Origin of the sequence: Flavobacterium sp. MAHUQ-57 (genome assembly GCF_051908335.1) — a bacterium.
GTDB lineage: Bacteria > Bacteroidota > Bacteroidia > Flavobacteriales > Flavobacteriaceae > Flavobacterium.
Map to the genome: position 1 here is coordinate 620,861 of NZ_JBPZTE010000006.1, position 23,809 is coordinate 644,669.

General features: G+C 36.5%; 19 protein-coding genes and 1 pseudogene. 8 read left to right on the forward strand and 12 right to left on the reverse strand.

What is annotated here, in order from left to right; all coding sequences use genetic code 11:
• Window positions 1-171: 171 nt before the first annotated feature.
• Window positions 172-1,257: a DNA polymerase III subunit gamma/tau gene (gene dnaX, locus ACS8MM_RS03175; protein ID WP_379712952.1), complete on the forward strand. Its 1,086-nt coding sequence runs from the start codon at window positions 172-174 to the stop codon at window positions 1,255-1,257.
• Entirely contained in the window at window positions 1,194-1,922 is a 729-nt protein-coding gene (locus ACS8MM_RS03180) for a DNA polymerase III subunit gamma/tau (protein WP_379712954.1), read from the forward strand. The genes dnaX and ACS8MM_RS03180 overlap by 64 nt, the downstream gene beginning before the upstream one ends.
• Before the next feature lie 27 nt (window positions 1,923-1,949).
• On the opposite strand, the gene ACS8MM_RS03185 is transcribed toward ACS8MM_RS03180, so the two are convergent.
• From ACS8MM_RS03185 to ACS8MM_RS03195, 3 genes are read right to left on the reverse strand one after another with little or no spacing between them, the layout of a single operon-like run.
• Complete coding sequence (locus tag ACS8MM_RS03185; RefSeq protein WP_379712956.1) at window positions 1,950-2,840, reverse strand: Ppx/GppA phosphatase family protein; 891 nt, start codon at window positions 2,838-2,840, stop codon at window positions 1,950-1,952.
• Window positions 2,841-2,878: 38 nt separating this feature from the next.
• Window positions 2,879-4,993 carry a polyphosphate kinase 1 gene (gene ppk1 / locus ACS8MM_RS03190; RefSeq protein WP_379712958.1) on the reverse strand — a complete coding sequence of 705 codons (2,115 nt, stop codon included), beginning with the start codon at window positions 4,991-4,993 and terminating at the stop codon, window positions 2,879-2,881.
• Window positions 4,994-4,998: 5 nt separating this feature from the next.
• A complete protein-coding gene (locus tag ACS8MM_RS03195; protein ID WP_379712960.1) occupies window positions 4,999-5,481 on the reverse strand; it encodes a SixA phosphatase family protein in 483 nt (160 codons plus the stop codon).
• A gap of 379 nt (window positions 5,482-5,860) precedes the next feature.
• Here ACS8MM_RS03195 and ACS8MM_RS03200 point away from each other — a divergent pair, with 379 nt between their 5' ends.
• Genes ACS8MM_RS03200 through ACS8MM_RS03210 form a run of 3 tightly spaced genes read left to right on the forward strand, consistent with a single transcriptional unit; the run spans window position 5,861 to window position 12,798 of the window.
• Complete coding sequence (locus ACS8MM_RS03200; RefSeq protein ID WP_379712962.1) at window positions 5,861-9,931, forward strand: HYR-like domain-containing protein; 4,071 nt, start codon at window positions 5,861-5,863, stop codon at window positions 9,929-9,931.
• 7 nt (window positions 9,932-9,938) lie between these two features.
• Window positions 9,939-10,856: a PorP/SprF family type IX secretion system membrane protein gene (locus tag ACS8MM_RS03205; protein WP_379712964.1), complete on the forward strand. Its 918-nt coding sequence runs from the start codon at window positions 9,939-9,941 to the stop codon at window positions 10,854-10,856.
• 16 nt (window positions 10,857-10,872) lie between these two features.
• Complete coding sequence (locus ACS8MM_RS03210; RefSeq protein WP_379712966.1) at window positions 10,873-12,798, forward strand: OmpA family protein; 1,926 nt, start codon at window positions 10,873-10,875, stop codon at window positions 12,796-12,798.
• Between the two features lie 30 nt (window positions 12,799-12,828).
• Here ACS8MM_RS03210 and ACS8MM_RS03215 read toward each other — a convergent pair whose 3' ends face one another.
• From ACS8MM_RS03215 to ACS8MM_RS03230, 4 genes are all read right to left on the reverse strand, one after another.
• A complete protein-coding gene (locus tag ACS8MM_RS03215) occupies window positions 12,829-15,063 on the reverse strand; it encodes a tetratricopeptide repeat-containing hybrid sensor histidine kinase/response regulator (protein WP_379712968.1) in 2,235 nt (744 codons plus the stop codon).
• Window positions 15,064-15,191: 128 nt separating this feature from the next.
• A complete protein-coding gene (ettA, locus tag ACS8MM_RS03220) occupies window positions 15,192-16,880 on the reverse strand; it encodes an energy-dependent translational throttle protein EttA (RefSeq protein ID WP_379712970.1) in 1,689 nt (562 codons plus the stop codon).
• A 310-nt stretch (window positions 16,881-17,190) separates the two neighbouring features.
• Window positions 17,191-17,559, reverse strand: a complete 369-nt coding sequence (locus ACS8MM_RS03225; protein WP_379712972.1) for a hypothetical protein — start codon at window positions 17,557-17,559, stop codon at window positions 17,191-17,193.
• Between the two features lie 17 nt (window positions 17,560-17,576).
• On the reverse strand, window positions 17,577-18,617 hold the full coding sequence (locus ACS8MM_RS03230; RefSeq protein ID WP_379712974.1) for a hypothetical protein: 1,041 nt from the start codon (window positions 18,615-18,617) through the stop codon (window positions 17,577-17,579).
• A 304-nt stretch (window positions 18,618-18,921) separates the two neighbouring features.
• On the opposite strand from ACS8MM_RS03230, the gene ACS8MM_RS03235 reads away from it, so the two are divergent.
• The gene (locus ACS8MM_RS03235) at window positions 18,922-19,674 is read left to right on the forward strand and encodes a hypothetical protein (protein ID WP_379712976.1); all 753 of its coding nucleotides are present in this window, start codon (window positions 18,922-18,924) and stop codon (window positions 19,672-19,674) included.
• 118 nt (window positions 19,675-19,792) lie between these two features.
• A complete protein-coding gene (locus ACS8MM_RS03240; RefSeq protein WP_379712978.1) occupies window positions 19,793-20,671 on the forward strand; it encodes a hypothetical protein in 879 nt (292 codons plus the stop codon).
• A 124-nt stretch (window positions 20,672-20,795) separates the two neighbouring features.
• On the opposite strand, the gene ACS8MM_RS03245 is transcribed toward ACS8MM_RS03240, so the two are convergent.
• From ACS8MM_RS03245 to ACS8MM_RS03265, 5 genes and pseudogenes are all read right to left on the reverse strand, one after another.
• Window positions 20,796-20,972: a CAL67264 family membrane protein gene (locus ACS8MM_RS03245; protein ID WP_379714984.1), complete on the reverse strand. Its 177-nt coding sequence runs from the start codon at window positions 20,970-20,972 to the stop codon at window positions 20,796-20,798.
• Window positions 20,973-21,092: 120 nt separating this feature from the next.
• Window positions 21,093-21,506: a hypothetical protein gene (locus ACS8MM_RS03250; protein ID WP_379712980.1), complete on the reverse strand. Its 414-nt coding sequence runs from the start codon at window positions 21,504-21,506 to the stop codon at window positions 21,093-21,095.
• Between the two features lie 15 nt (window positions 21,507-21,521).
• Window positions 21,522-21,887 carry a hypothetical protein gene (locus ACS8MM_RS03255; protein WP_379712982.1) on the reverse strand — a complete coding sequence of 122 codons (366 nt, stop codon included), beginning with the start codon at window positions 21,885-21,887 and terminating at the stop codon, window positions 21,522-21,524.
• A gap of 6 nt (window positions 21,888-21,893) precedes the next feature.
• Window positions 21,894-22,898, reverse strand: coding sequence for a DNA polymerase III subunit delta (gene holA, locus ACS8MM_RS03260; RefSeq protein WP_379712984.1), 1,005 nt, complete (start codon window positions 22,896-22,898; stop codon window positions 21,894-21,896).
• A 23-nt stretch (window positions 22,899-22,921) separates the two neighbouring features.
• Window positions 22,922-23,323, reverse strand: a pseudogene (locus tag ACS8MM_RS03265) (four helix bundle protein).
• A 42-nt stretch (window positions 23,324-23,365) separates the two neighbouring features.
• Here ACS8MM_RS03265 and ACS8MM_RS03270 point away from each other — a divergent pair.
• Window positions 23,366-23,809 (forward strand): type I restriction enzyme HsdR N-terminal domain-containing protein, encoded by a 444-nt coding sequence (locus ACS8MM_RS03270; RefSeq protein WP_379712986.1) that lies wholly within the window; start codon window positions 23,366-23,368, stop codon window positions 23,807-23,809.

A 23,809-nucleotide genomic window follows, 5' to 3' on the forward strand; every position in this document is an offset into this window, starting at 1 on the left:
GCCTTCTTGATCTGTACTGTAGGCTACTCTTACCCTACTAAGAGCTAAAGACTAAGAACTAAGGACTTTACTTTTTCTCTTTCCGATTTTCTACTTTTAATAGAAGACATTCAACTCCAAAACATTTTAATATTTAAATTTTAAAACTATATTTGCTATCCAATAAAAGCTATGGAACAATTCATCGTATCAGCCCGTAAGTACCGTCCACAAACATTTAAAGATGTTGTTGGACAACAAGCTATTACGAACACTTTATTGAATGCTATTGAAAACAATCACTTAGCACAAGCTTTATTATTCACAGGACCTCGTGGTGTTGGAAAAACAACCTGCGCCCGAATTTTGGCCCGAAAAATCAACCAGGAAGGTTACGACGATCCCAATGAAGATTTCGCATTCAACGTATTCGAATTGGATGCCGCTTCGAACAACTCGGTAGATGACATCCGTAATTTGATCGATCAGGTTCGTATCCCACCACAAACCGGAAAATACAAAGTATATATTATAGATGAGGTGCACATGTTGTCTCAGGCTGCATTCAATGCTTTTCTAAAAACATTGGAAGAACCGCCTCGTCATGCTATATTCATTCTGGCAACTACCGAAAAACATAAAATCATTCCAACGATTTTATCACGTTGTCAGATATTCGATTTCAAAAGAATTACCGTTAAAGATGCTAAAGAACATCTAGCCGACGTAGCACAAAGTCAAGGTGTGGTTTTTGAAGACGATGCGTTGCATATCATTGCTCAAAAAGCAGATGGTGCGATGCGTGATGCGTTATCTATTTTTGACCGCGTGGTTTCGTATTGCGGAAATAACTTAACCCGTGCCGCTGTTACCGAAAACCTAAATGTACTTGATTTTGAATACTACATTAAAGTAACCGACTTAATTCTGGAGAATAAAATCCCTGAATTATTACTGGCATACAACGATATTTTAGCCAAAGGCTTTGATGGTCACCATTTTATTGCTGGTTTAGCATCCCACTTCAGAGATTTATTGGTTTGCAAAAACCCTGCAACTTTAGTGCTTCTCGAAGCCGGTGAACATGCACAAAAATTATACGGTGAACAAGCACAGAAAGCATCACAAGATTTCTTATTGCAAGGAATAGATTTAGCCAACGATTGTGATTTAAAATATAAAGTCTCACAAAACCAACGACTATTGGTTGAACTTTGTCTGATGCAATTGGCCTCTATCACTTTCGATGGAGAAAAAAAAAAGCTAAGTCCTTTATAATTCCACCAACCTATTATAGAAATTCCGGTTATTCTATTGTAGAAGTTCAACAACCCAAAACGGATATTCCAAAAAGCGTTGAGGTTGTCGAACCTGCAAAAGAAAAGATTCCACAACAAACCGAAATTGTTCCTGAACCTACAAACAGCGTTCCTGAAGTTCAAGAAACAAAACCGGTAGAAGAAAACCAACCGGTAACAACTGGACCAAGAGTTTCAGCGCTTTCCCTTTCAAGTATACGTGTAAAAAAAGAATTGGAAGCACAATTGAATACGGTTCAAAGACATCATGACGATCTTCCCACTGAACCTTTCACCGAAACTCAAATGCAGGAGCAATGGATTAAATATGCCCAGCGTTTAGGAAACAAAGGCTATAAAATTGTGGAGTCACTTTTATTGATCAATGATCCTAAACTGGAAGGAGAAACGATTATACATGAGCTTCCAAATGAAAGTTCTAAAATCGATTTTGAAGGTGAAAAACACGATTTACTAGGTTACTTACGTGGAAAATTACACAACCATAACATTACGATTGAAATCAAAATCAACGAAGGAATCGAAATCAAAAAAGCATTTACAACTCAAGAAAAATACGATCGCTTGAACGAAATGAATCCTGCTTTGGATTTACTCCGTAAAACATTTGATTTGGATATTTAATAATCTGATAGAAAATAAGTTAGAAAACTATATCTTATCATAATACATTGCCTTCACAATTCCATCTGACAAACCAATCTTAGGAACATAAATTTTGTTGGCTCCACTCCATTTCATTGCATTCAGATAAATTCGTAAAGCATGAATAATGACATCGGCACGGTCTGTATTCAAAGCCAATTCGGCAATACGTTGCTCGTATGTCAATGAATTTAGATATTGGTATTGTGTATTCAGATAAATGTAAGACAACGGTTTGTCTTGCATTTTTCCTGATAATTTGAAAATTTTATTGATATTCCCACCTGAACCGATGAGCGTTATATCATCATAATCCGCTGTGTGGGTTTTAATCCACTTTTCAATTTCAACCCAAACCACTTCATTCACCATATCATTAAGCAAACGAACAGTACCATTTTTGAACGATTTGGAAGCAATCATTTTTCCTTGTGAGAACAATGAAAATTCTGTACTACCACCACCAACATCGACATACAAATAGGTTGCGTCGGTTCGAATGAAATGGTGCAAATCCGAAGCTGCAATTATAGCTGCTTCTTTTTTACCATCAATAATATCGATTTTAATATCTGCTTTTTTCTTAATATAGTCTGCTACTTCCTTTCCATTGTAGGCTTCACGCATGGCAGAAGTTGCACAAGCCATATACCGTTCTACTTTATAAACACCCATTAACAGTTTGTACGCCTTCATAGCATCTACCATGCGACTGATATTTTCTTCAGAAATTTCACCTACGGTAAAAGCATCCTGTCCCAAACGTATCGGCACACGAAACAACGCACTCTTATTGAATTGCGGTTCTTTTCCTTCCTGTTCAACAATATTCATTACAAGCAAGCGCATGGCATTGGAACCAATATCAATTGCGGCATATTTTTTAATCGTAATCATCCTTAAAGGCAAATTTTGGCTAGGCCAAATAAAATAAATTATACTTTTTCGGTTACTACTTCGATCTTATCACGGTAGTATTTATAGGTTTCTTGTTGTGCTCTGAATATAGGATTATCACCTCTCATTCTGTATTTGTTATCTAACTTTTCAGAATGGAATCGGGCTTTTACATTTCCTTTCCATCCAATTTCGAAAGTTTCAATCAACTCCTTCTTGATATTCTCATCATAAATGGGACAAGTCACTTCAACTCTAGCATCCAGATTTCGGGTCATAAAATCGGCCGAAGAGATATATACCTCCGGATTACCGTCATTACCAAAAATATAGATTCGTGAATGCTCCAAATAGGCATCCACAATAGAAATCGCCTCAATATTCTCACTCATACCTTTCACACCTGGAATTAATGAGCAAATACCTCGAACCACCAATTGAATTTTGACTCCTGCCCTGCTGGCTTCGTACAATTTATCAATCATCTTCGTATCGGACAAACTGTTCATTTTCAATTTAATGTAAGCTTGGCGCCCTAGAGTTGCATTCAATATTTCTCTATCAATAAATTTAATGAACTTTGAACGTGTATAATGTGGTGAAACGATTAAATGTTTGTAACGGTGTACTCTATAATTGATTTGGAAAAACTCAAACACTTTTGCAGCATCTTTCAAAATCTGTTGATGCGCCGTTAATAAGGTAACATCTGTATAGACTTTTGCTGTAGCTTCATTGAAATTACCCGTCGAAATGAATCCGTAACGTTTTAATTTACCATGTTCATCAATTCGATCGATGTAACATAATTTACAATGCACCTTCAATCCCTTCACACCGAAAATCAATTCAATTCCTTCGGTTTGCATCATTTCTGCATATGAAATGTTACTGGCCTCATCAAAACGCGCCTGTAATTCAATTTGCACGGTTACTTTTTTACCATTCTTTGCTGCATTAATCAAAGAACTGATGATCTGAGAGTTTTTTGATAAACGGTATAATGTAATTTTAATTGCTGTTACATGTGGATCCAAAGCTGCTTCACGCAAAAACTTAATGATATACGCATAGGATTGATACGGTGTATTAATTAAAAAATCTCTTTTTTCAATCATTTTTAAAATACTTCCTTCCATTCCTAATCCCACAACCGGTAATGGCGTATTGACTTTATTCAATAAATCATAGCGTCCCAGATTAGGAAAATCCATATAATCCCGGCGGTTATGATAACGACCTCCCGGTATTATACTGTCTTTGGAATCAATACCCATATTTCTCAGGAAGAACTTAAGGGTATCTTTATCGATTGACTGGTCATACACAAATCGTACAGGTTCCCCTAAACGTCTGTCTTTAACACTAGATGAAATTTTTTCAATAAAACTTTTATGCAATTCGCTATCCAACTCCAACTGAGCATCGCGTGTGATTTTAATCATGTGTGCCGAGATACTTTCATAATCGAAAATATTGAAAATCGAATGTAAATTATAACGAATCACATCATCCAATAATATAATGTATTGCTTGTCTGAATTCGATGGTAATACAACAAAACGATTGATTTCCTTTGGGATCTCAATTACAGCATAGCGTACATCTTTCTTGATTTTGATTTTTTCCAAAATCGAGGATGATTCTTTAGGTTTCATGACCAACTTGATTGCCAAATAACCAGAAGTATCTTTTAACAATGGAAACTCTTCCAAATCATTCAAGATGATTGTCACTAATTCGGGACTGACTTTTTGAATAAAGAAATCTCGTAAAAAATTTTCCTGTTCTTTATTGATTTCGGTTTCGTTAATGATGAAAATACCTTCTTTTTCAAGTTCTTTTTCAATAACACTCAAAATACGTAAGCTTTCCGATTGTTGTTCGATAACCGTTTCGGTAATGTCTTTGATTAAATCTTGTGGAGTGGTATCTCCAATAATTTTATCGCTTTTTTCACCTGAAATACTTAAACGTCGGATAGCTGCATAACGCACTCTGAAAAATTCATCCAAATTATTCGAAAAGATACCTAAAAAACGTAATCGGTCTAGTAAAGGAACTCTTTCATCTGCTGCTTCTTGTAATACTCTAAAATTGAAGGCTAACCAGCTCTTCTCACGATCAATGTATCTGTTTTCGATGGCTTGCATTTAATCTATATCTCTTTCGGAAAAATATATTTAATAACTTTTCCTTTGTTAATGTTTTCCCAAAAAACCTCTTCAAATTGTAAGTATACAAAACCCGAAGTAGGAACATTCTCAATGTATTTATCACCAAATTTATTGACAAAATTTGTAATAGCCTCATTATGTCCAAAAAGAATTAGACTCTGCACTGAATTTTCACATTTTTTTATCTCTTTCTCCAGTTGTGCTTCATCAAAAGTGTACAATTTTTCTTTAAAAATTATTTTTTCGCTGTCCAAACCGGCTTTTTTACAGAAAAGATAGGCGGTATCGGTTGCTCGAACTGCTGTACTGCACCAAATAGTAAGATCATTGGGTAGGAAAACTTGGGCAGAACTTCCAATTTTTTGAATATCCGTGGTTCCTCTTTCTGCTAATGGTCTTTTTTTATCATCCAATCCAAAATCCCAACTTGATTTCGCATGTCTAACTAAAATTAGTGATTTCATAGTCTAACGGTATTTAATTATTTTGGTAGTACCCTGATTTTCCAAATGTTAAGTAAATTACAAAAAAATTGTTAATTCAAAGGAAATATTGGTTACTTCATCGAAAATGCCCCTGTAAAGAATTTCCGTAAGAAATATTATTTTACATTTGAATCAGGAAAATACCCAAAGGTTTTCCTCTTAAAGAAGAATAAACAAAAAATACCACTTCAATGTTTGTTCTCCAACTTAAAAGAATAAGTTAAAATACCACTTCAGAATTTATTCTAAACCGATGTAGAAACCATTAAAATTTAGTGGCTTGTTCTATTCGTCGTTATCGCTTTTGCAATTACGGCCGAATTCCTGTCTCTTTTATTTTAACTAAAACTTTTAGCGTATGGAAAGTAGTAATACTCTAATGTTACCGGGAAGAAGTCTGCTCAAAGTGATCCTAACACTTGTAGTGTCACTTTATGCAAATTTATCATTCTCGCAACAGCTTGACTTAAGAACCTGCGGTTATAATTGTACTTCCAACAATTATACGCTGACAGATGTATTCCTAAGCCTTACCGATGTATATGGTGTGCCTATTACAAACACCACTTGTACCATCGGAAATGTTCAACAAGTATATATTTTGTTGAATTATACTTCAAATGCAAACTCCAACATTTATTACACTCGCTTCTTTGCCGATTTGTCTATTGATGGTGTTGTCACTCCTTTGAATGTTTTATTGAACAATAACGGAACGATTGCGCCTGGTGCCGGTCAAGTACATCTGTATGGTCCGTTTAACTGGACTTGTGGTCAGGAATTACTATTAAACAATATTCTTGTAGCATGGAGAACCAGTGCGAATCAAGACCCAGGTCCAAACTATACTTGTAACAGTTATAGCAATTCTCAATGTGACTTTTCTCCAAATATGGTTATATCTAAACCATTAGCGGTACAATTTACATATACAGGATGTACCAATGGAAATCAATCGACTATTCAGTTTACATCAACAACCAATGGAGGTATTCCTCCGTATAGTTATGCATGGGATTTCGATAATAACGGAACAACTGATTCTACTATTGCAAATCCATCACACACTTATAGTTTACCAGGAAATTACACTGCAAAATTAACCGTAACCGACTCGCAAGGTCTCGTTAATTCCTATATGGTTCCGATTGTTTTTCCTTCTGAGATTATACTCTCAGCCAATATCACCAATCTTAGTTGTTCCGGTGGAAATACAGGAGCAATTGATCTTTCAGTTTCAGGAGGAACTGCTCCTTACACTTACTTATGGAGTAACGGCAGTACGAATCAAGATATATCCAATTTGACAGCCGGTAGCTACACTGTGACTGTAAAAGATGCTTTGAACTGTAGTAAATCAGCTACTTATGTTATAGCTGGTGGAGATACCGTACCGCCTGTAGTAACTGCTCCAAACGGCATTACTTTAGAAGGTTGTAATGAAAGTGCAATTACTGATTTACCGTTTAGTGATACTGAAGTAGTAATTACTTTAGCACAATTACAAGCTTTAGGTGGAAACGCAACCGATAATTCAGGTGGAAGTCTAATAATTAGCTATATAGATGTAAAATCTGGCAGCTGTCCTATTGTGGTTACCAGAACTTTCTATGCGAAAGATGCTTGTAACAATGTAGGTTCGGATGTTCAAATCATTAACATAGAGGATACCATTGCTCCTTCGTTACCCGCTGTGTTACCACAAAACATAACTGTTTCTTGTGATAATGTACCAGCCAATTCGAGTTTAACTGCTAATGACAACTGTAGTGGTGCAATTACAGTACAAGGAGTAGATACCACTTCTAGTACCGCCTGTTCAAGCCAATATAGTATCAGCAGAAAATGGACTTTTAACGATGCTTGTGGAAATACGTCTTCACATACACAAATTATTACTGTTCAAGATACTACAAAACCCGTATTCAACGGTCAACTTCCTGGCGATGTAACGGTACAATGTGATAACGTTCCGGCTCCAGTTGTATTGACTGCTTCCGATAATTGTGACAACAGTGTACAAGTCGTATACTCTGAAACTTTTGCAGGACAAGACGATGCGTGTTCAGCCAATTACACGATCACCAGAAACTGGTCGGTAACCGATTGTGCCGGTAACAACGAGCAACACACACAAATCGTTACTGTTCAAGATACTACAAAACCCGTATTCAACGGTCAACTTCCTGGCGATGTAACGGTACAATGTGACAACGTTCCGGCTCCAGCTGTATTGACTGCTTCCGATAATTGTGACAACAGTGTACAAGTCGTATACTCTGAAACTTTCGCAGGACAAGACGATGCGTGTTCAGCCAATTACACTATCACCAGAAACTGGTCGGTAACCGATTGTGCCGGTAACAACGAGCAACACACACAAATCGTAACTGTTCAAGATACTACAAAACCCGTATTCAACGGTCAACTTCCTAGCGATGTAACGGTACAATGTGACAGCGTTCCCGCTCCAGCTGTATTGACTGCTTCCGATAATTGTGACAACAATGTACAAGTCGTATACTCTGAAACTTTTGCAGGACAAAACGATGCGTGTTCAGCCAATTACACTATCACCAGAAACTGGTCGGTAACCGATTGTGCCGGTAACAACGAGCAACACACACAAATCGTAACTGTTCAAGATACTACAAAACCCGTATTCAACGGTCAACTTCCTGGAGATGTAACGGTACAATGTGACAGCGTTCCCGCTCCAGCTGTATTGACTGCTTCCGATAATTGTGACAACAGTGTACAAGTCGTATACTCTGAAACTTTCGCAGGACAAGATGATGCATGTTCAGCCAATTACACGATCACCAGAAACTGGTCGGTAACCGATTGTGCTGGTAACAACGAGCAACACACACAAATCGTAACTGTTCAAGATACTACAAAACCAGTATTCAACGGTCAACTTCCTGGCGATGTAACGGTACAATGTGACAACGTTCCGGCTCCAGCTGTATTGACTGCTTCCGATAATTGTGACAACAGTGTACAAGTCGTATACTCTGAAACTTTTGCAGGACAAGATGATGCATGTTCAGCCAATTACACGATCACCAGAAACTGGTCGGTAACCGATTGTGCCGGTAACAACGAGCAACACACACAAATCGTAACTGTTGAGGATACTACAAAACCCGTATTCAACGGTCAACTTCCTGGCGATGTAACGGTACAATGTGATAACGTTCCGGCTCCATCTGTATTGACTGCTTCCGATAATTGTGACAACAGTGTACAAGTCGTATACTCTGAAACTTTTGCAGGACAAGACGATGCGTGTTCAGCCAATTACACTATCACCAGAAACTGGTCGGTAACCGATTGTGCTGGTAACAACGAGCAACACACACAAATCGTAACTGTTGAGGATACTACAAAACCCGTATTCAACGGTCAACTTCCTGGAGATGTAACGGTACAATGTGATAACGTTCCGGCTCCAGCTGTATTGACTGCTTCCGATAATTGTGACAACAATGTACAAATTGTGTACAATGAAGAAAGACGTAACAACGAAGGAAATTGTTTATCTAACTATACATTAATTAGAACATGGACAGCTACGGATTGTGCTGGAAATGCTATTTCACATTCGCAAACGATTCAAGTTCAAGACACAATTGCACCAATTCCAAATGTGGAAATTCCGCCTGTACTTAACGTGAATTGTGGAGCTATACCTCCTGTTCCAGAAATTATATTCAATGATAATTGTTCTACTAATGTTTCTGTAGTTTATACAGAAGCAACAACTGATCAAAGTGAATATGGTTACGTTATCATACGAAATTGGGTTGCAACAGATCAATGTGGAAACAGAGCTGAGTTCAATCAAGTAATTAACGTAACAATTGACCAACCGTTTTCCTATGTTACCGGTTCAGTTTGTAATGGTGATGCTCCTATCGATTTATTCACTTTCTTACCTCAAGGAACCGAAACAACAGGTGTTTGGGTAGATGTTAATAATACCGGTGGTTTAACTGGCAGCATTCTTAATCCATCAGGAATTAACGAAGGTTTCTATGTTTACAGATACACAATTTCAGATGGGCCATGTCCTAGAATCATAGAAGTATACATGACTATTGACGATGATTGTGAGGTATTACCATGTACAATCAACGATTTGAAAATCTCTAAAGTGGTAACTCCTGGAGATGACGGTCACAATGATTACTTCAGAATAACTGGACTTGAGACATGTGGTTTCACATATGATGTCAAAATTTTCAATCGTTGGGGTGCTTTACTCTATGAAAATCGTAATTATCAAAATGATTGGAGTGGAATTGCGAATCAAGCTATTTCTAGCAGCAATTTGCCTGCAGGTACTTACTATTATGTGGTTAACATTGTGAATAGCGGATTTGACATATTCAATGGATATTTTTATTTAGGAACCAAAAACTAATCACCATATGAAACGTATAGTAATAACCTTAGTAATAGGTGTAGTAACGTTCTGTGCCAATGCACAACAAACACCACAATTTACCCAATATATGTACAATACGATTTCTGTTAATCCAGGATATGCAGGAAGCCGTGAAGCTTTAACCATTGTAGGACTACACAGAAGTCAATGGGTAGGTATGGACGGAGGTCCAACCACACAAACGTTCTCTATTCATTCTCCATTGAGAAATGAAAAAGTAGGTGTCGGGTTTTCATTTATAAATGATAAACTGGGCTATGAAAATTTCAATTATTTGTATGCCGATTTCTCGTATACTATTAACCTTTCGCAAGAAACCAAAATGGCTTTTGGGGTAAAAGGAGGATTTAGTTATTATAGTATTGACGAAGCACTATTCAATGATCCAGACGTTTATAACGATCCTTATTTTCAGGAAAAACTAAATCGATGGACACCTAATATCGGAGCTGGAATCTATGTTCATCAACCAAGATGGTATATCGGTGTTTCATCGCCTAAACTTATCGAAAACGATTACAACAAATTAGGAAGTTATGTTTCTTTTGAACAAATACACTTTTACACTATAGCCGGGTATGTTTTTGACTTGAATGACAGTGGAAGTGTTAAAATGCGTCCGACAGGACTGGTGAAACTTACAAAAGGTTCACCAGCCTCTTACGACGCGACGCTTTCCTTCTTATTCAACGATAAACTCTGGATAGGTGGTTCGTACCGATTTGAAGATTCTGCAGGAGCTTTGGTTAGTTTCCAATTATCTAAACAATTGACAATTGGATATGCCTATGATTATCCGATGTCTGATTTGAAGCCATATACTTCGGGGTCACATGAAATCATGTTAATGTTTGACTTCAAATTTGATAAGTCAAAATACAAATCACCTCGTTATTTCTAACCTAATAGACTGAATTATGAAAAAAGTTATACAAATATTCGTAGTCGTTCTACTTTTAGGATGTATCCCTTCAGCTTCAGCTCAATTTGGGAAACAGAAAAAAGCAGATGCCCTCTATAACAGTTTTTCTTACGTAAAAGCGATAGATGTTTACAAAGAGATGTTAGCTAACAATTACAACGCTGAATATGCCAAAAGAAGATTAGGTGATTGTTATTCGATGCTTCGTGATCCACAAAATGCATCATTGTATTATGGAGATGCGGTCAAACAATCTAATATTGACCCGGAATATTATTTAAAATATGCATTGGCCTTACGTGCTTTAAAAAAATACGATGAGTCTGAGGTTTGGTTAAATAAATACAAAGAAACCGGTGTGGTCGATTCGAGAACACAGCGTATCATTGAAGATAAAAATTTCATTACTAACATTTATGGTCTTAAACAACAGTATTTTTCTAAACCTGTTACTTTTAACTCAGCATTGAGTGATTTTGGTGCCGTTGAAAAAAATGGTGTTGTAACATTTGCTTCCAGTAGAGACAAAGGCGTTGGAATTAAACGGACCTATTCTTGGAACCAACAACCCTTCCTTGATTTGTTTACCACAAAGAAAGAGGGTGAAAAATATCTTGATCCCAAAAAAGTAGAAGGTGATGTGAATACACGTTTTCACGAAGGACAGGTTTCAGTATCCAAAGATGGTAAGACCATGTATTTTACGCGTAATAATTTCAATGCAGGTAAAAAAGCAACTGATGCAAGTGGTACCAATAATCTCAAAATTTATCGAGCGACTTTAAACGATCAAGGCAAATGGGGTAATATCAAAGAATTGCCTTTCAATTCCAATAATTATTCGGTAGGACACCCTAGTTTATCAGCCGATGGTAGTACTTTGTACTTTGCTTCCGATATGCCTGGTGGAAAAGGAAAATCCGACCTCTATAAAGTGAGTGTAAACGGCGATAATTTCGGTACCCCGGTTAATTTGGGAGACAAAATTAATACCGAAGGAAATGAGTTGTTCCCTTTTGTTCATAATGACGGAAACTTATTTTTCTCTTCTGATGGTTTACAAGGATTGGGACAATTGGATATTTTTACCACTGTGAATGATCAGGAGGGTACTATTCAAGAAATTATCAACCTTGGGGTACCTGTTAATTCTCCTATGGATGATTTCTCGTTTTTCTTGAATGAAAGCGGTGAAACAGGATTCATCTCTTCCAACCGTGAAGGTGGTATTGGGGATGATGACATCTACGGCTTTGATAAAGTGCCTTTGTTTTATATCAAAGGAACTGTTACCGATGCCATTAATAAGCAACCTATAAAAGATGCTAAAATTGTTATTAAAGACAAAGACGGTAACCAAATTGCCGATTTAGTTACAGACGATAAAGGCGAATACAGCATCAATGTAGATAGAGAAACCACGTACACTGTTGAGGCATCACATCCGAAATACCAGCCGGAGCCTTCTAAAATCGCAGACACCCACAACTCAAAGGGCAAGACTTTCGTTGTGGTTGACTTCGAATTGGACCCCGTGCCGGATGTTGATGTTCTTGCCGGTGTGAATATTGAAAACATTTATTTTGATTTTGACAAGTATAGTATACGTCAGGATGCGAAAACCGAATTGAACAAAGTAGCCGATTTAATGTTACTGACTTATCCACAAATGGCTATTGAAATAGGTTCCCATACGGACAGCCGCGGTAGTTTCAAATACAATGAAGCGCTGGGTATCCGAAGAGCAAATTCAACTCATGATTACTTAGTATCTAGAGGAGTTGATCCGAAGCGAATAAAAAAATATGAAGGTTTTGGTGAATACAATTTAGTGAATGATTGTAAAGATGGTGTTGATTGTACGGAAGATGCACACCAATTGAACAGACGTTCCGTGTTCACTGTATTGAAAATGCAATAAATTTCATACGCTTATTGCATTGAAAACCTTTCAACTACTCTTGGTTGAAAGGTTTTCTTTTTTATGAGCAGTTATAATTTGAACAATCATTTTGTGTAGTACAGAAGGCTCAAAGGGTTTAATCATTACCCCGTTCATTCCTGAATTAATGATATCCTCATTGATTTCCTGTTTGTCAAAAGCGGTTAAAGCAATCACAGGAACATCTATTTGCTGCGATCGAATTAGTTTAGTGGTTTCAAAACCATTCATTTGAGGCATATTGATATCCATTAAGACCACATCAAATGCATGCTGTTGCAATTGTGCAATCGCTTCTGCCCCACTTTCGACAATAACGGTTTCAAATCCGAAATTGCTTAAAATTCTTTCGGTAACGACTTGATTGATTTTGTTGTCTTCTACTAACAACACCTTCATACCATTATTTTGGGCGCTGTGTAATGTATCTACCACCCCAGGGAAAGCATCCGGTGAGAACTGCGCATCGTAATCAAACTTCAAAGTGAAAGCTATTTTAGTTCCTATGTTTTCTTCGCTTTCCAAATTGATTTCACCTCCAAATAACTCCACTAATTTTTTTACGATAGGTAAACCTAAACCAGTTCCCTGATAATCGTCCTCTCTACGTTCAATCTGAACAAACTCTTCAAATATTTTATCGTGATCTTCCTTTGAAATTCCGATACCATTATCAATCACTTCGAATTGTAGACGACAGGTTGTAGAATCTTTTTCCAGTGCATTTACCACAACCTCAACCTTACCATTCTCTGTAAATTTAAGAGAGTTGCTAATTAAATTCATGAAAATTTGTGACAACCTTATCTTATCACTGATGATATATTGCGGTACCGAATCATCAATCGTAACCACTATTTCATTACGATTTTTCTGTGCTATCATCTGTAAGCTGTTTTTGATAGAATCCAATTCATAGCGTAAATCGAAAGGTAGATTCTCCAGGATGATTTTCTTTTCCGTAATCTTATTCATTTGCAGAATATCGTTCACCAAAGACAAGAGGTATTTTGCTGAAAACTTTAACGAACTCAAGTATTTGCTTTTGTTCAGTTCAGGATATTCTTCCGAAATGATATCGGTAATACCGATAACACCATACAAAGGCGTTCGTAATTCATGGGTTATGGTAGTTACAAACTGCGATTTCAATTGGTTGACTTCTTCGGCTTTATTTTTTGCCTCTTCCAATTCATGATTGGCTTGTTCCAATTCACGGTAATTCTTCTTACGCAATTTATTATTTCGGAATAAATTAAAGGCGAAAGCAATCAATATGGTGATACTTACCAAACATAAAATAATTATAATCCAGGTTTGTTGCAAACTTTTCTCTTTACGAAGCTTCTCACCTTCTATAAAATCGATTTGTCTTTTGTATTCGTCAATTTCCAATTTATTTTCATAAGCTCTTACCTTTTCGGTACGATCTGCATTGTAAATTTCTTCTTTGAGTTTATTATTCAAATCCAGGTAATGATATGCCTTTTGGTAGTTTTTATTCTTCAAATAGTGTAGTGAAAAATCACTGTATACCTCAGCCAAATAGGAATCCAGTAAATTGGTCTTTTCATGTTCTCCAAAAGAAATTGCTTTATGGAAACTGGCTTCCGCTTCTTGGTTTTTACCTTTGGCACTTAAATACGAACCCAACTGAGAATAATAGGTAATTCGGGCTTCTACTTCATTGTGTTGTCCCAAATTTCGTTCTGCTTTTTGTAAAAAGGGTAAACCTTCATCATACAAATCCTCAGAAAAATAAGCACCCGCTATGTTCAAAGAGTTGTACGTAATCTGTATTGGATCTTTGGTTTTCTCGGTGTAGATTAATCCTTTTTTATAATATTCTATTCCCTTTTCAAAGTCATTTTCATAGTACGAATAAAGCGCACCAAGATTATTGTACACCCAATCTTTTATGGTATCATTAGTGGTTAGATTGGCATATTGAAGCGATTTGTTGTAATACATTTTGGCCTTCTTGGTATCTAGAAATTCAAGAAAGTTAGAGCCGATTACATTGTAGGATTTAGCGATTAGTAGGTTATCATTAATAGCATAAGAATCTTTTAATGCTTCTTCTGCGATGCGTAATGATTTTTCGCAATCCAGATCCGATAGCGCATTACGTGCATTGGAGATTTTGGTTTGAATTTCTTTTTTAGACGGAGTCCTGTCTTGAGAATAGGCGGTTCCCAAAACAAACAAAGACACAAGGATATAAAAAGGTAGTGTTTTGATCATAGATTGTCTTTCTATACCTCTTCAAAAGAGACATAATTGTAAAACAAAGCCATTTAATTTGGCTAAATGTACTAATTTCCAAACAAATACTAATAAAAAAACTCCGCTAAAAGCGGAGTTTAAATGAATTAGCGTACTAATTTTTTATATTTCAGTTTGGTTGGAGCAGTATCACCCAAACGTTTTTTACGATTTTCTTCGTATTCTGAGAATCCACCTTCAAAGAAATACACTTGTGAATCTCCTTCAAAAGCAAGGATATGCGTACAGATACGGTCAAGGAACCAACGGTCGTGCGAGATTACTACGGCACATCCTGCGAAGTTTTCCAAACCTTCTTCCAAAGCACGAAGTGTGTTGATGTCCAAATCATTCGTAGGCTCATCCAGTAACAATACGTTACCTTCTTCTCTAAGCGTCATGGCCAAGTGCAGACGGTTACGTTCACCCCCAGAAAGCGTGTTTACTTTCTTGTTTTGGTCACTTCCTCCGAAATTGAAACGAGACAAGTAGGCTCTAGAGTTTACTTGACGGCCACCCATCATAATCAATTCCTGACCTTCACAGAAATTTTCCCAGATGGATTTTTCAGGATCGATGTTAGAGTGAGACTGATCCACATAGGCAATCTTAACTGTTTCACCCGTACTGAATTCGCCACTGTCCGGTTGTAATTCATTCATGATCATTTTGAAAATGGTTGTTTTACCGGCACCGTTCGGACCGATGATACCCACGATACCTGCCTGAGGCAACGTAAATTCAAGATTATCATATAATAATTTATCTCCGAAAGCTTTTGCTACATTGTGTGCATTGATTACGTTCGTACCTAAACGTGGACCATTCGGGATGTAGATTTCCAATTTCTCGTCTAGTTCTTTTTGATCTTCGTTCAATAAACGGTCGTAGTTTTGTAGACGTGCTTTTTGTTTCGTCTGACGGCCTTTCGCTCCCTGACGTACCCAATCCAACTCACGTTCTAATGTTTTACGGCGTTTTGAAGCCACTTTCTCCTCTTGCTCCATACGTTTCGACTTTTGGTCTAACCAAGACGAGTAGTTTCCTTTCCAAGGAATACCTTCACCTCTATCTAATTCTAAGATCCAACCGGCAACATTGTCTAAGAAATAACGGTCGTGCGTTACAGCGATAATTGTTCCTTTGTATTGTTGTAAGTGTTGTTCTAACCAGTGTACAGATTCTGCATCTAAGTGGTTGGTAGGCTCATCCAGTAACAATACATCCGGCTCTTGTAATAATAAGCGGCATAAAGCAACACGACGGCGTTCTCCACCGGATAATACCTTAATTGGCGTATCGGCATCAGGACAACGTAAAGCGTCCATTGCGATTTCCAGTTTGGTATCCAATTCCCATGCGCCGCAAGCATCGATTTTATCTTGTAATTCAGCCTGACGATCCATCAATTTTTGCATCTTATCAGCATCTTCGTATACTTCAGGTAGACCGAATTGATCGTTGATGGTGTTGAATTCTTCCAATAAAGCTACCGCTTCGGCAGCACCTTCACGAACAATTTCGATAACCGTTTTATTGTCGTCCAATTGTGGTTCCTGCTCTAAATACCCTACTGTGTATCCCGGAGCAAAAACTACATCACCTTGGTAGTTTTTATCAACACCGGCAATGATTTTCAATAATGAAGACTTACCTGAACCGTTTAGACCTAAGATACCAATTTTGGCACCATAGAAAAAACTCAGGTAAATGTCTTTTAGGACTTGTTTGTTTGTCGATGAATAAGTCTTGCTTACTCGCGACATGGAAAAGATTACTTTCTTATCGTCAGACATAGTATGTTTATTTATAATTTATTTCAAAAGGATACAAATATACATATTTAAGAGTGATTAGTAAAAAGTAATTAGTCTTTAGTAGCTAGTCCTTAGTCCTTAGTAAAGTGTAGTCCTATAAGAGTAAATAGTGATGAATACCAACTATTAATCCGTTATTATGAATTGAAAAGATTAATACGGCATATACACGACATAAATACGACATATATACGACATATATACGACATATATCACACTTTGGATAAGATGAAATAGTATACTGTGAAGAAGTAAATCTTACTCTTGCTCCTTTATAAAAAGTACGTTATTAAAGTGTGCTTTCGAAATCGTTTAAAGCTGTAATAAATTCTTCCATATCGAGTTTCCATTTCTTTGAGTTGATTTCAGAAAAATACAATTTAATATGGGTATAACTACCATTATACCAAACATTACAACTCGAGATATCATTTATATTGCCTGTATACCTACCTATCCAATTGGCTATCGAAAAATACAAATCTATTTTTTGGGTTACGTCCCTTTTATATATTTGCCAATGAATACCTTCGTCAGTATGATTTAGTTCATTGCTAGGAAACTCCATAATTTCACCGGAATCAGGATCTAAAAATTGAAATCTGTTCCTGTTTCTTTTTAAATTATCGCACAATTGGTTTAATCTTTCTAAAGACATTTTTACTTATCGTTTTATCATTTATCCTCTATATCATCAAAATAACTGAGCCAAAGGCCGGAAGGCAATTCATTCCTTAATCGATAGAATTCCATTCTTTCATTGTAGTTAAAAATATCGTGAAAAATCAATGCTATCATCAACACTTTTTTCGACTTCTCATCCTCTTTGAAGTAATTAAAAATGGACGGGATTGCTTCGTGATTTAGAAAACAAAAACGAATTATAAATTGCGTTATGATAAAACTACTCTCATAAATTTTTTCTACATCAAAATTGTCTTTTTGGGACTGGGGTAAATCAGCGCTATATTTATCCAGATCAATGACGTTTTTTGTAGGCGTAATAGTTAACTTATCGGGCTTATTCATCTCATTAAGGCTACTGTCCCAATAGTCGGCCAACAGATAAAATTCCAGTGCTTCTTTTACTTCCTTTATATCCTTATCCGTTATTCCTTTTTCCTCCCTTTCCACAGCAGCCATTGTCAAAGCTTCCAATAAAAAATCAAAAGCCATCCGTACCTCAGTTTCATTGAATTCAGAAGAGAACAAACCCATCAATTCTTTATCAGAAAAAACAACTGTCAGCCATTCGGACAAATTAATTTCCTTATAAAATAAGCTGATATTGTTTCCGTCTCTTTTAAATAAAAGATCTGATTTTTCTTCCCAGGAATTCAATAACGCCAATTCTTGAATGATACGGTTGTTGACCACTACCCGTCTGTCTTTTGAGATGTTGCAAAACATCATACACTTAAACAACTCGATTGAAATCCTCTGAATCAAAGGATTTTTAACCGCATTGCCATCAAGAAAGATCAGGAACGTATAGTTTATTTCGTAAAAAATTGCCTCAATATCCTCTTTTCCAATCTTAGTCTTCCGATGCAAAAAAGCTACTATTTTTTCATTTTGCAGCCATTCGAAAATGTCGAAGAAAACAGTTTCGGTTGGAAATACAACCTCTTTATTATGGAGTATATACTTTTCATTTCTGATAAATCTCTCCTCTGCGTTTTTCAAATAAAATTCTACTGCTTTATTATTAATCATGTTCCTCTTCTTCAATTAGCCTAGTACTTAATCATAAACACAACGCCCTCTGTTGTTTACAAATATAGTGCTTTAGCAAGCAATCCTTAAACTATGGTCATTGCTTTTCGTTTTACATTTTTTACTCTTTACTCTTCATTTTTATCCATTAGTATTTGGGAACAGAGATTACCGTTAGTCATTTTGAATGAGCATAGCCACAATAAATAACAACACCCCCTTTAATGACTATCGACTAAATTCCGGCAAGGTATTTGTTTACGAATTTACTTACAAATTGATTACTAATTAAAACAGTATACTTATGGCCAATCAAAAAGGGATAATCGCATTAGACGGGACATTGGAAGGCATAAATTTTTATATCCGCAAAGGAAAACCGGTGGCGCGAAAAGCAGGAGGAGGTTTTACAACCAAGTCAATAAAAACCAATCCATCTATGGTGCGTGTAAGGGAAAACGGGAGTGAATTTGGGCATTGTTCCAAAGTAAAAAAACAGTTGCGGTTGGCCTTACTTCCTTTTATGGGATTGCATCACGACAGCAGTTTTCATGGCAGAATGATGCGTATGCTCCAGGAAGTGAAGAATTGTGATTCCGTATCGAAGCGAGGGCAACGTATTGTTTATCAAGGATTGCAAACCTTTATGGGGCGTCGATTATTTACCAATTTTACTTTTACAAATCACAGTACGGTTGGAACTGTACTTCAATGTGGTGTACACTTCAACCCGAGTGATTTTACTTTAACCCTTGAATCGGTTGACCTATCCAAAGTTGTATTCCCTTCGGTTGCTACCCACATGGAAGTACGATTGGGGCTATTGGCATTTGATTTTACGAATCTGAACTTTACCCTACACGAGAGTTTGCCTTGGGTTGTATCAAGACACCATTCGGCAATCCGCAATTCGTTGGTTCCTACAAGCGTTCCTGATCACAACACTACCCTATTTGTATTTTGTGGGATTCGTTTTTATCAGGAAATAAATGGTGTGCCGTATATTTTAAAAGGAGACAATACCTTACATCTCAACTGCTTGGAAGTTTATCCATAACAACAAAAGCCACTTCATTTCACTCGGCTCGCAACCAAAATAAAAAAAAGTTTCGCGTTGACGCAACCTTTAAAAAAAAGAAAGACTATAGGGTATATACAATACTAAAAGCCAACCTATGAAAAAATTATTTCTTTTGGTAACAGGATTACTGATTGTTTCTTGTTCCAACGACGACGAAGCCACTTCTGCTCAAAACAACCAATTGAGCTCGATTACTGCGCTATCACATGATGAGCAAAGCGGTACCACTTATGAAAAAAAATTAAGCTTCTACAAGGGCAAACTAATGAATAGTCAGGATAGCTATGGATTTCGTGAAGACTATAGTTATCAGAACAATTTAGTTTCAAAAATCAGCAACTCCATATCCACTAGGTTGACCTCAAAAATAGCGTATACCTACGACAGTAAAGGACGTATAATAACATTAAGTAAAACCTTTATTACGGAGGATCAAGAAAGAGTAAATCTTTACTATTTTACTTATACCGGCAGCAAAATACTTGTTCGTTTCGGCACACCAGAAGCAAGAATACTTACAGAACTAACGGTTGATGCCAACAACAACATAACAAGTGAGCGCTATTTCGATGAAAATGGGATAATTGATCACGAATGCACGTTTGTTTACACCAATGGTAATTTGACCTCGTATACCGACAATAGTTTAGCAGCTACGCCCATCACTAGAAACTATACCTATACCACCTTACTCAACAATTCCAATTACCATCAATTCCTATATGGGAAAGAGTGGAAAATGAATTATTCGTTACACAATTATGTTTCCGGGAAGAGCATGGCCTACACTATGGAAGCCGTCTCTAAAAATTTACCTTCAGGTTTTACCCAAGACAACAATGGCATCCGAGTTCATGAAGCAACAATAGAGTATGTGTTAAACAATCAAAATCGAATTGTAAAGGAGAATCGATTGATCCAGACTCCCAATAATCTACCACTAAAAGAAGAATTCAATTATAACTACCAATAGCGTGAAATTCGCCCTCTTTTTTATAACCTAGTGGTATCGGTAATGAAATTAGAGGATCGTGGAATTACACCAATAAAAAAAAAGGAACCTATAAGGTTCCTTTTTTACTAGAAGTATCATTTCTTTATACTCTTCCTTTTAATGAACTGAATACCCATGCATTCGCTAAGAAACCTACTCCAACGGCACTAAATCCCCATCCGGCAACATCAGCATATCTGTAAACACCAAGTCCTATTAGTAATAATCCCATTACTATCATGATTAATGTTGCCCAGCCTAACACAGTGTTTTTATTCATTCCTACACTCATAATAAATCTATTTGGTTTGTAAAATTGGTCAACAAATATCGGAATTTATATTCTTTTTCTAAAATTTAATGTCTCACAAAATCAGTAATCGTTGTGATACTTTTGTATTTATTTGCCTTTTCCTGACAATTTCCATCCTAAATAGCCCATTGGAATATAAGCTATTATGATGTCCAATAGACAAAACCAGAGTGGCACATTGGGAAGAATAAATGCCATAGAAATACCCCCAATCAAGAAGAAGCCACCTACAATTAGAGCTAATGTAAAATGTTTGGAAGCACTAAATCTTGCAGCGATAAAGGCCCCAATTAATGACCCAATGGCATGAGCTGCAAAAGGAATCATAAAATGTTTGAAGCCGAGTAAATGAATACCAGCTTTAAGACTTTCAGCATTGGTAGGATCTACACCGGAAGGATATCGTACAACTGATGATCCGTATACAATTATTTTCATATTAATGATAATTCCGATTATCAAACCGAGAATAACCACGATACTATTTCTTAGAATTTTCATAGCATTAGATGTAAGTTAAAGTACTTTATTCGAAAACAAAGCATAAAGATACGAAGCAATATAAAGTAAAAATGGTGCGGCATATAAGAACCCATAGCCATGGTATTCGCTAATCAAAACAAAACTCCATAATATCCATATCCCTGCGGAAGTCAGTCCCGTTAGTATTGAAAAACTTCTTTTATTTCCTAGTAGTAAAAGAAAGCTAATTAGTGCGAAGAAAATACAAACCACAAATAAAAAGTGAGTGATACCTCGAGTTATACCTTGGTAGCAAGAGCCGCCACTATGATCGTTCAAAATAACATCCGGCATTGCAAACCAGTGTAAAAGCATTGCAACGATAAGAAAAACCAACCAGTACCACTTCTTCAACTTCATTACCTCTTAATTAAAAATTTTGACCAACATTTCTTTCAGCAAATCCGATTGCTGGAGGTTATTGGCCCCAACCCCTTTACTTTTCAAGTCGATATCTTTTAAAGTCGCTACGATACCACTTACTTTTTTCATGGGAAAATTGCGGGCAGCCAATTCATAGTCTTTGACAAAATAAGGATTGACCCTTAAGGCAGAAGCTACATTTTTAGGATTCTTGTCTTTTAAACCGTGGTATTGGAGCAATTGCGAAAAGAAACTAAAAACAAGGCCTACCGTAAGTACTAGCGGGTTGTCTTTAGGGTTTTGGGCAAAATAGTCGGCAATTTGGTACGCTTTTAGTTGATTGCGTTCCCCGATAGCCTTTCGGAATTCGAACGGGTTAAAATCTTTACTAAAGCCAATATTTTCTTCGATAATCGCCGGGGTGATAACTTCCCCAGGTTTTAGGATGATGGTCAGTTTATCTATTTCATTGGCAATACGGCTCAAGTCAGTACCTAAGAAATCCACGAACATGGCGGCCGCTTTTGGTTCTATAGATAATTTCTTTCCAGCCAGAACACGTTTAAGCCAATCGGCTACCTGGTTTTCGTATAACTTTTTACTTTCGAATACCAGTCCGTTTTTCTCTAGCACCTTGGTAACCTTTTTACGTTTGTCGAGTGTTTTGTATTTATAACAGATGACCAAAACCGTTGTGTCCTGTGGATTTTCGGCATAAGATTCTAACTTGTCAATAGTTCGTGACAATTCTTGCGCTTCTTTGACAATTACCACTTGACGATCGGCCATCATAGGATACCGTTTTGCATTCCCAACAATATCTTCTATCGTTACATCGCGACCGTACAAAACCGTTTGATTGAAATCACGTTCATGTTCCTGTAGTATATTCTGTTCGAAGTATTCTGCGAGCTTATCTATATAGTATGGTTCTTCTCCCATTAAGAAATAAATGGGTTTGATATTTCCGGCTTGAATGTCTTTTATGATTTTTAGAACTTCCTCCATTTATATGGTTTGTTGTTTATTATTTATTGTTTGTTGTTACTGAACTTCAACCCTTTAATTTCAGAATTATTCAAATATTTCATAAAAGCTACTATTTTGTTTTTTACCAATTCAATTTTTAAAGCTATACTCTCAAAATCGTTTTGCGTTATTAGTTTTTTGTCAAAAGCTCTATATGATTGAGATTTCAACTCGCCACAGGAACCTTTTGAAAAACTTAAAAAATGAATGAATTCTCTGTTTCCGTTTCTTTCAAAACCTTCAGCAATATTATCCATAATTGAGCCCGAACTTCTGTCCATTTGATCCTTGAGTGAAAATCTTTTTCCTAAATTTGTAGTCTCAAATAATTATTCAATATCATAGCAAATTTCCCTTGCTTTGTTCCAAATTTCTAAGTCCTCAAATTTTTCTATTTTTGCCATAGCAATCAAAAACAATTAACAATAAACCACAAACTGTCTACTTTGCAGCAATTAAATTTTCCAGCATACAACTTTCGGTTCAAAAATAGTGAAAATAAAGTGGCTATTTTTGATGAAATACGGAAAAAATTTGTGATTCTCACCCCTGAGGAATGGGTAAGGCAACATGTAGTACGTTATCTTCTGGAAGAAAAAAAGTATTCCAAATCCTATATCAATGTTGAAAAGAGGATTACTATTAATGGAATGACCAAACGCTATGATGTTGTAGTATTCAATCCGGATGGAAGCATTTTTGTATTGATTGAGTGCAAAGCGCCAGAAGTAACCATTACTCAGAATGTGTTTGATCAGATAGCGCGTTACAATATGGTATTGCAAGCCAACTATTTGATGGTGACCAATGGGTTACAGCATTATTTTTGCCAGATGGATTTCAAGAACGAACAGTACAATTTCCTAAGGGATTTACCTGAATACAACTAA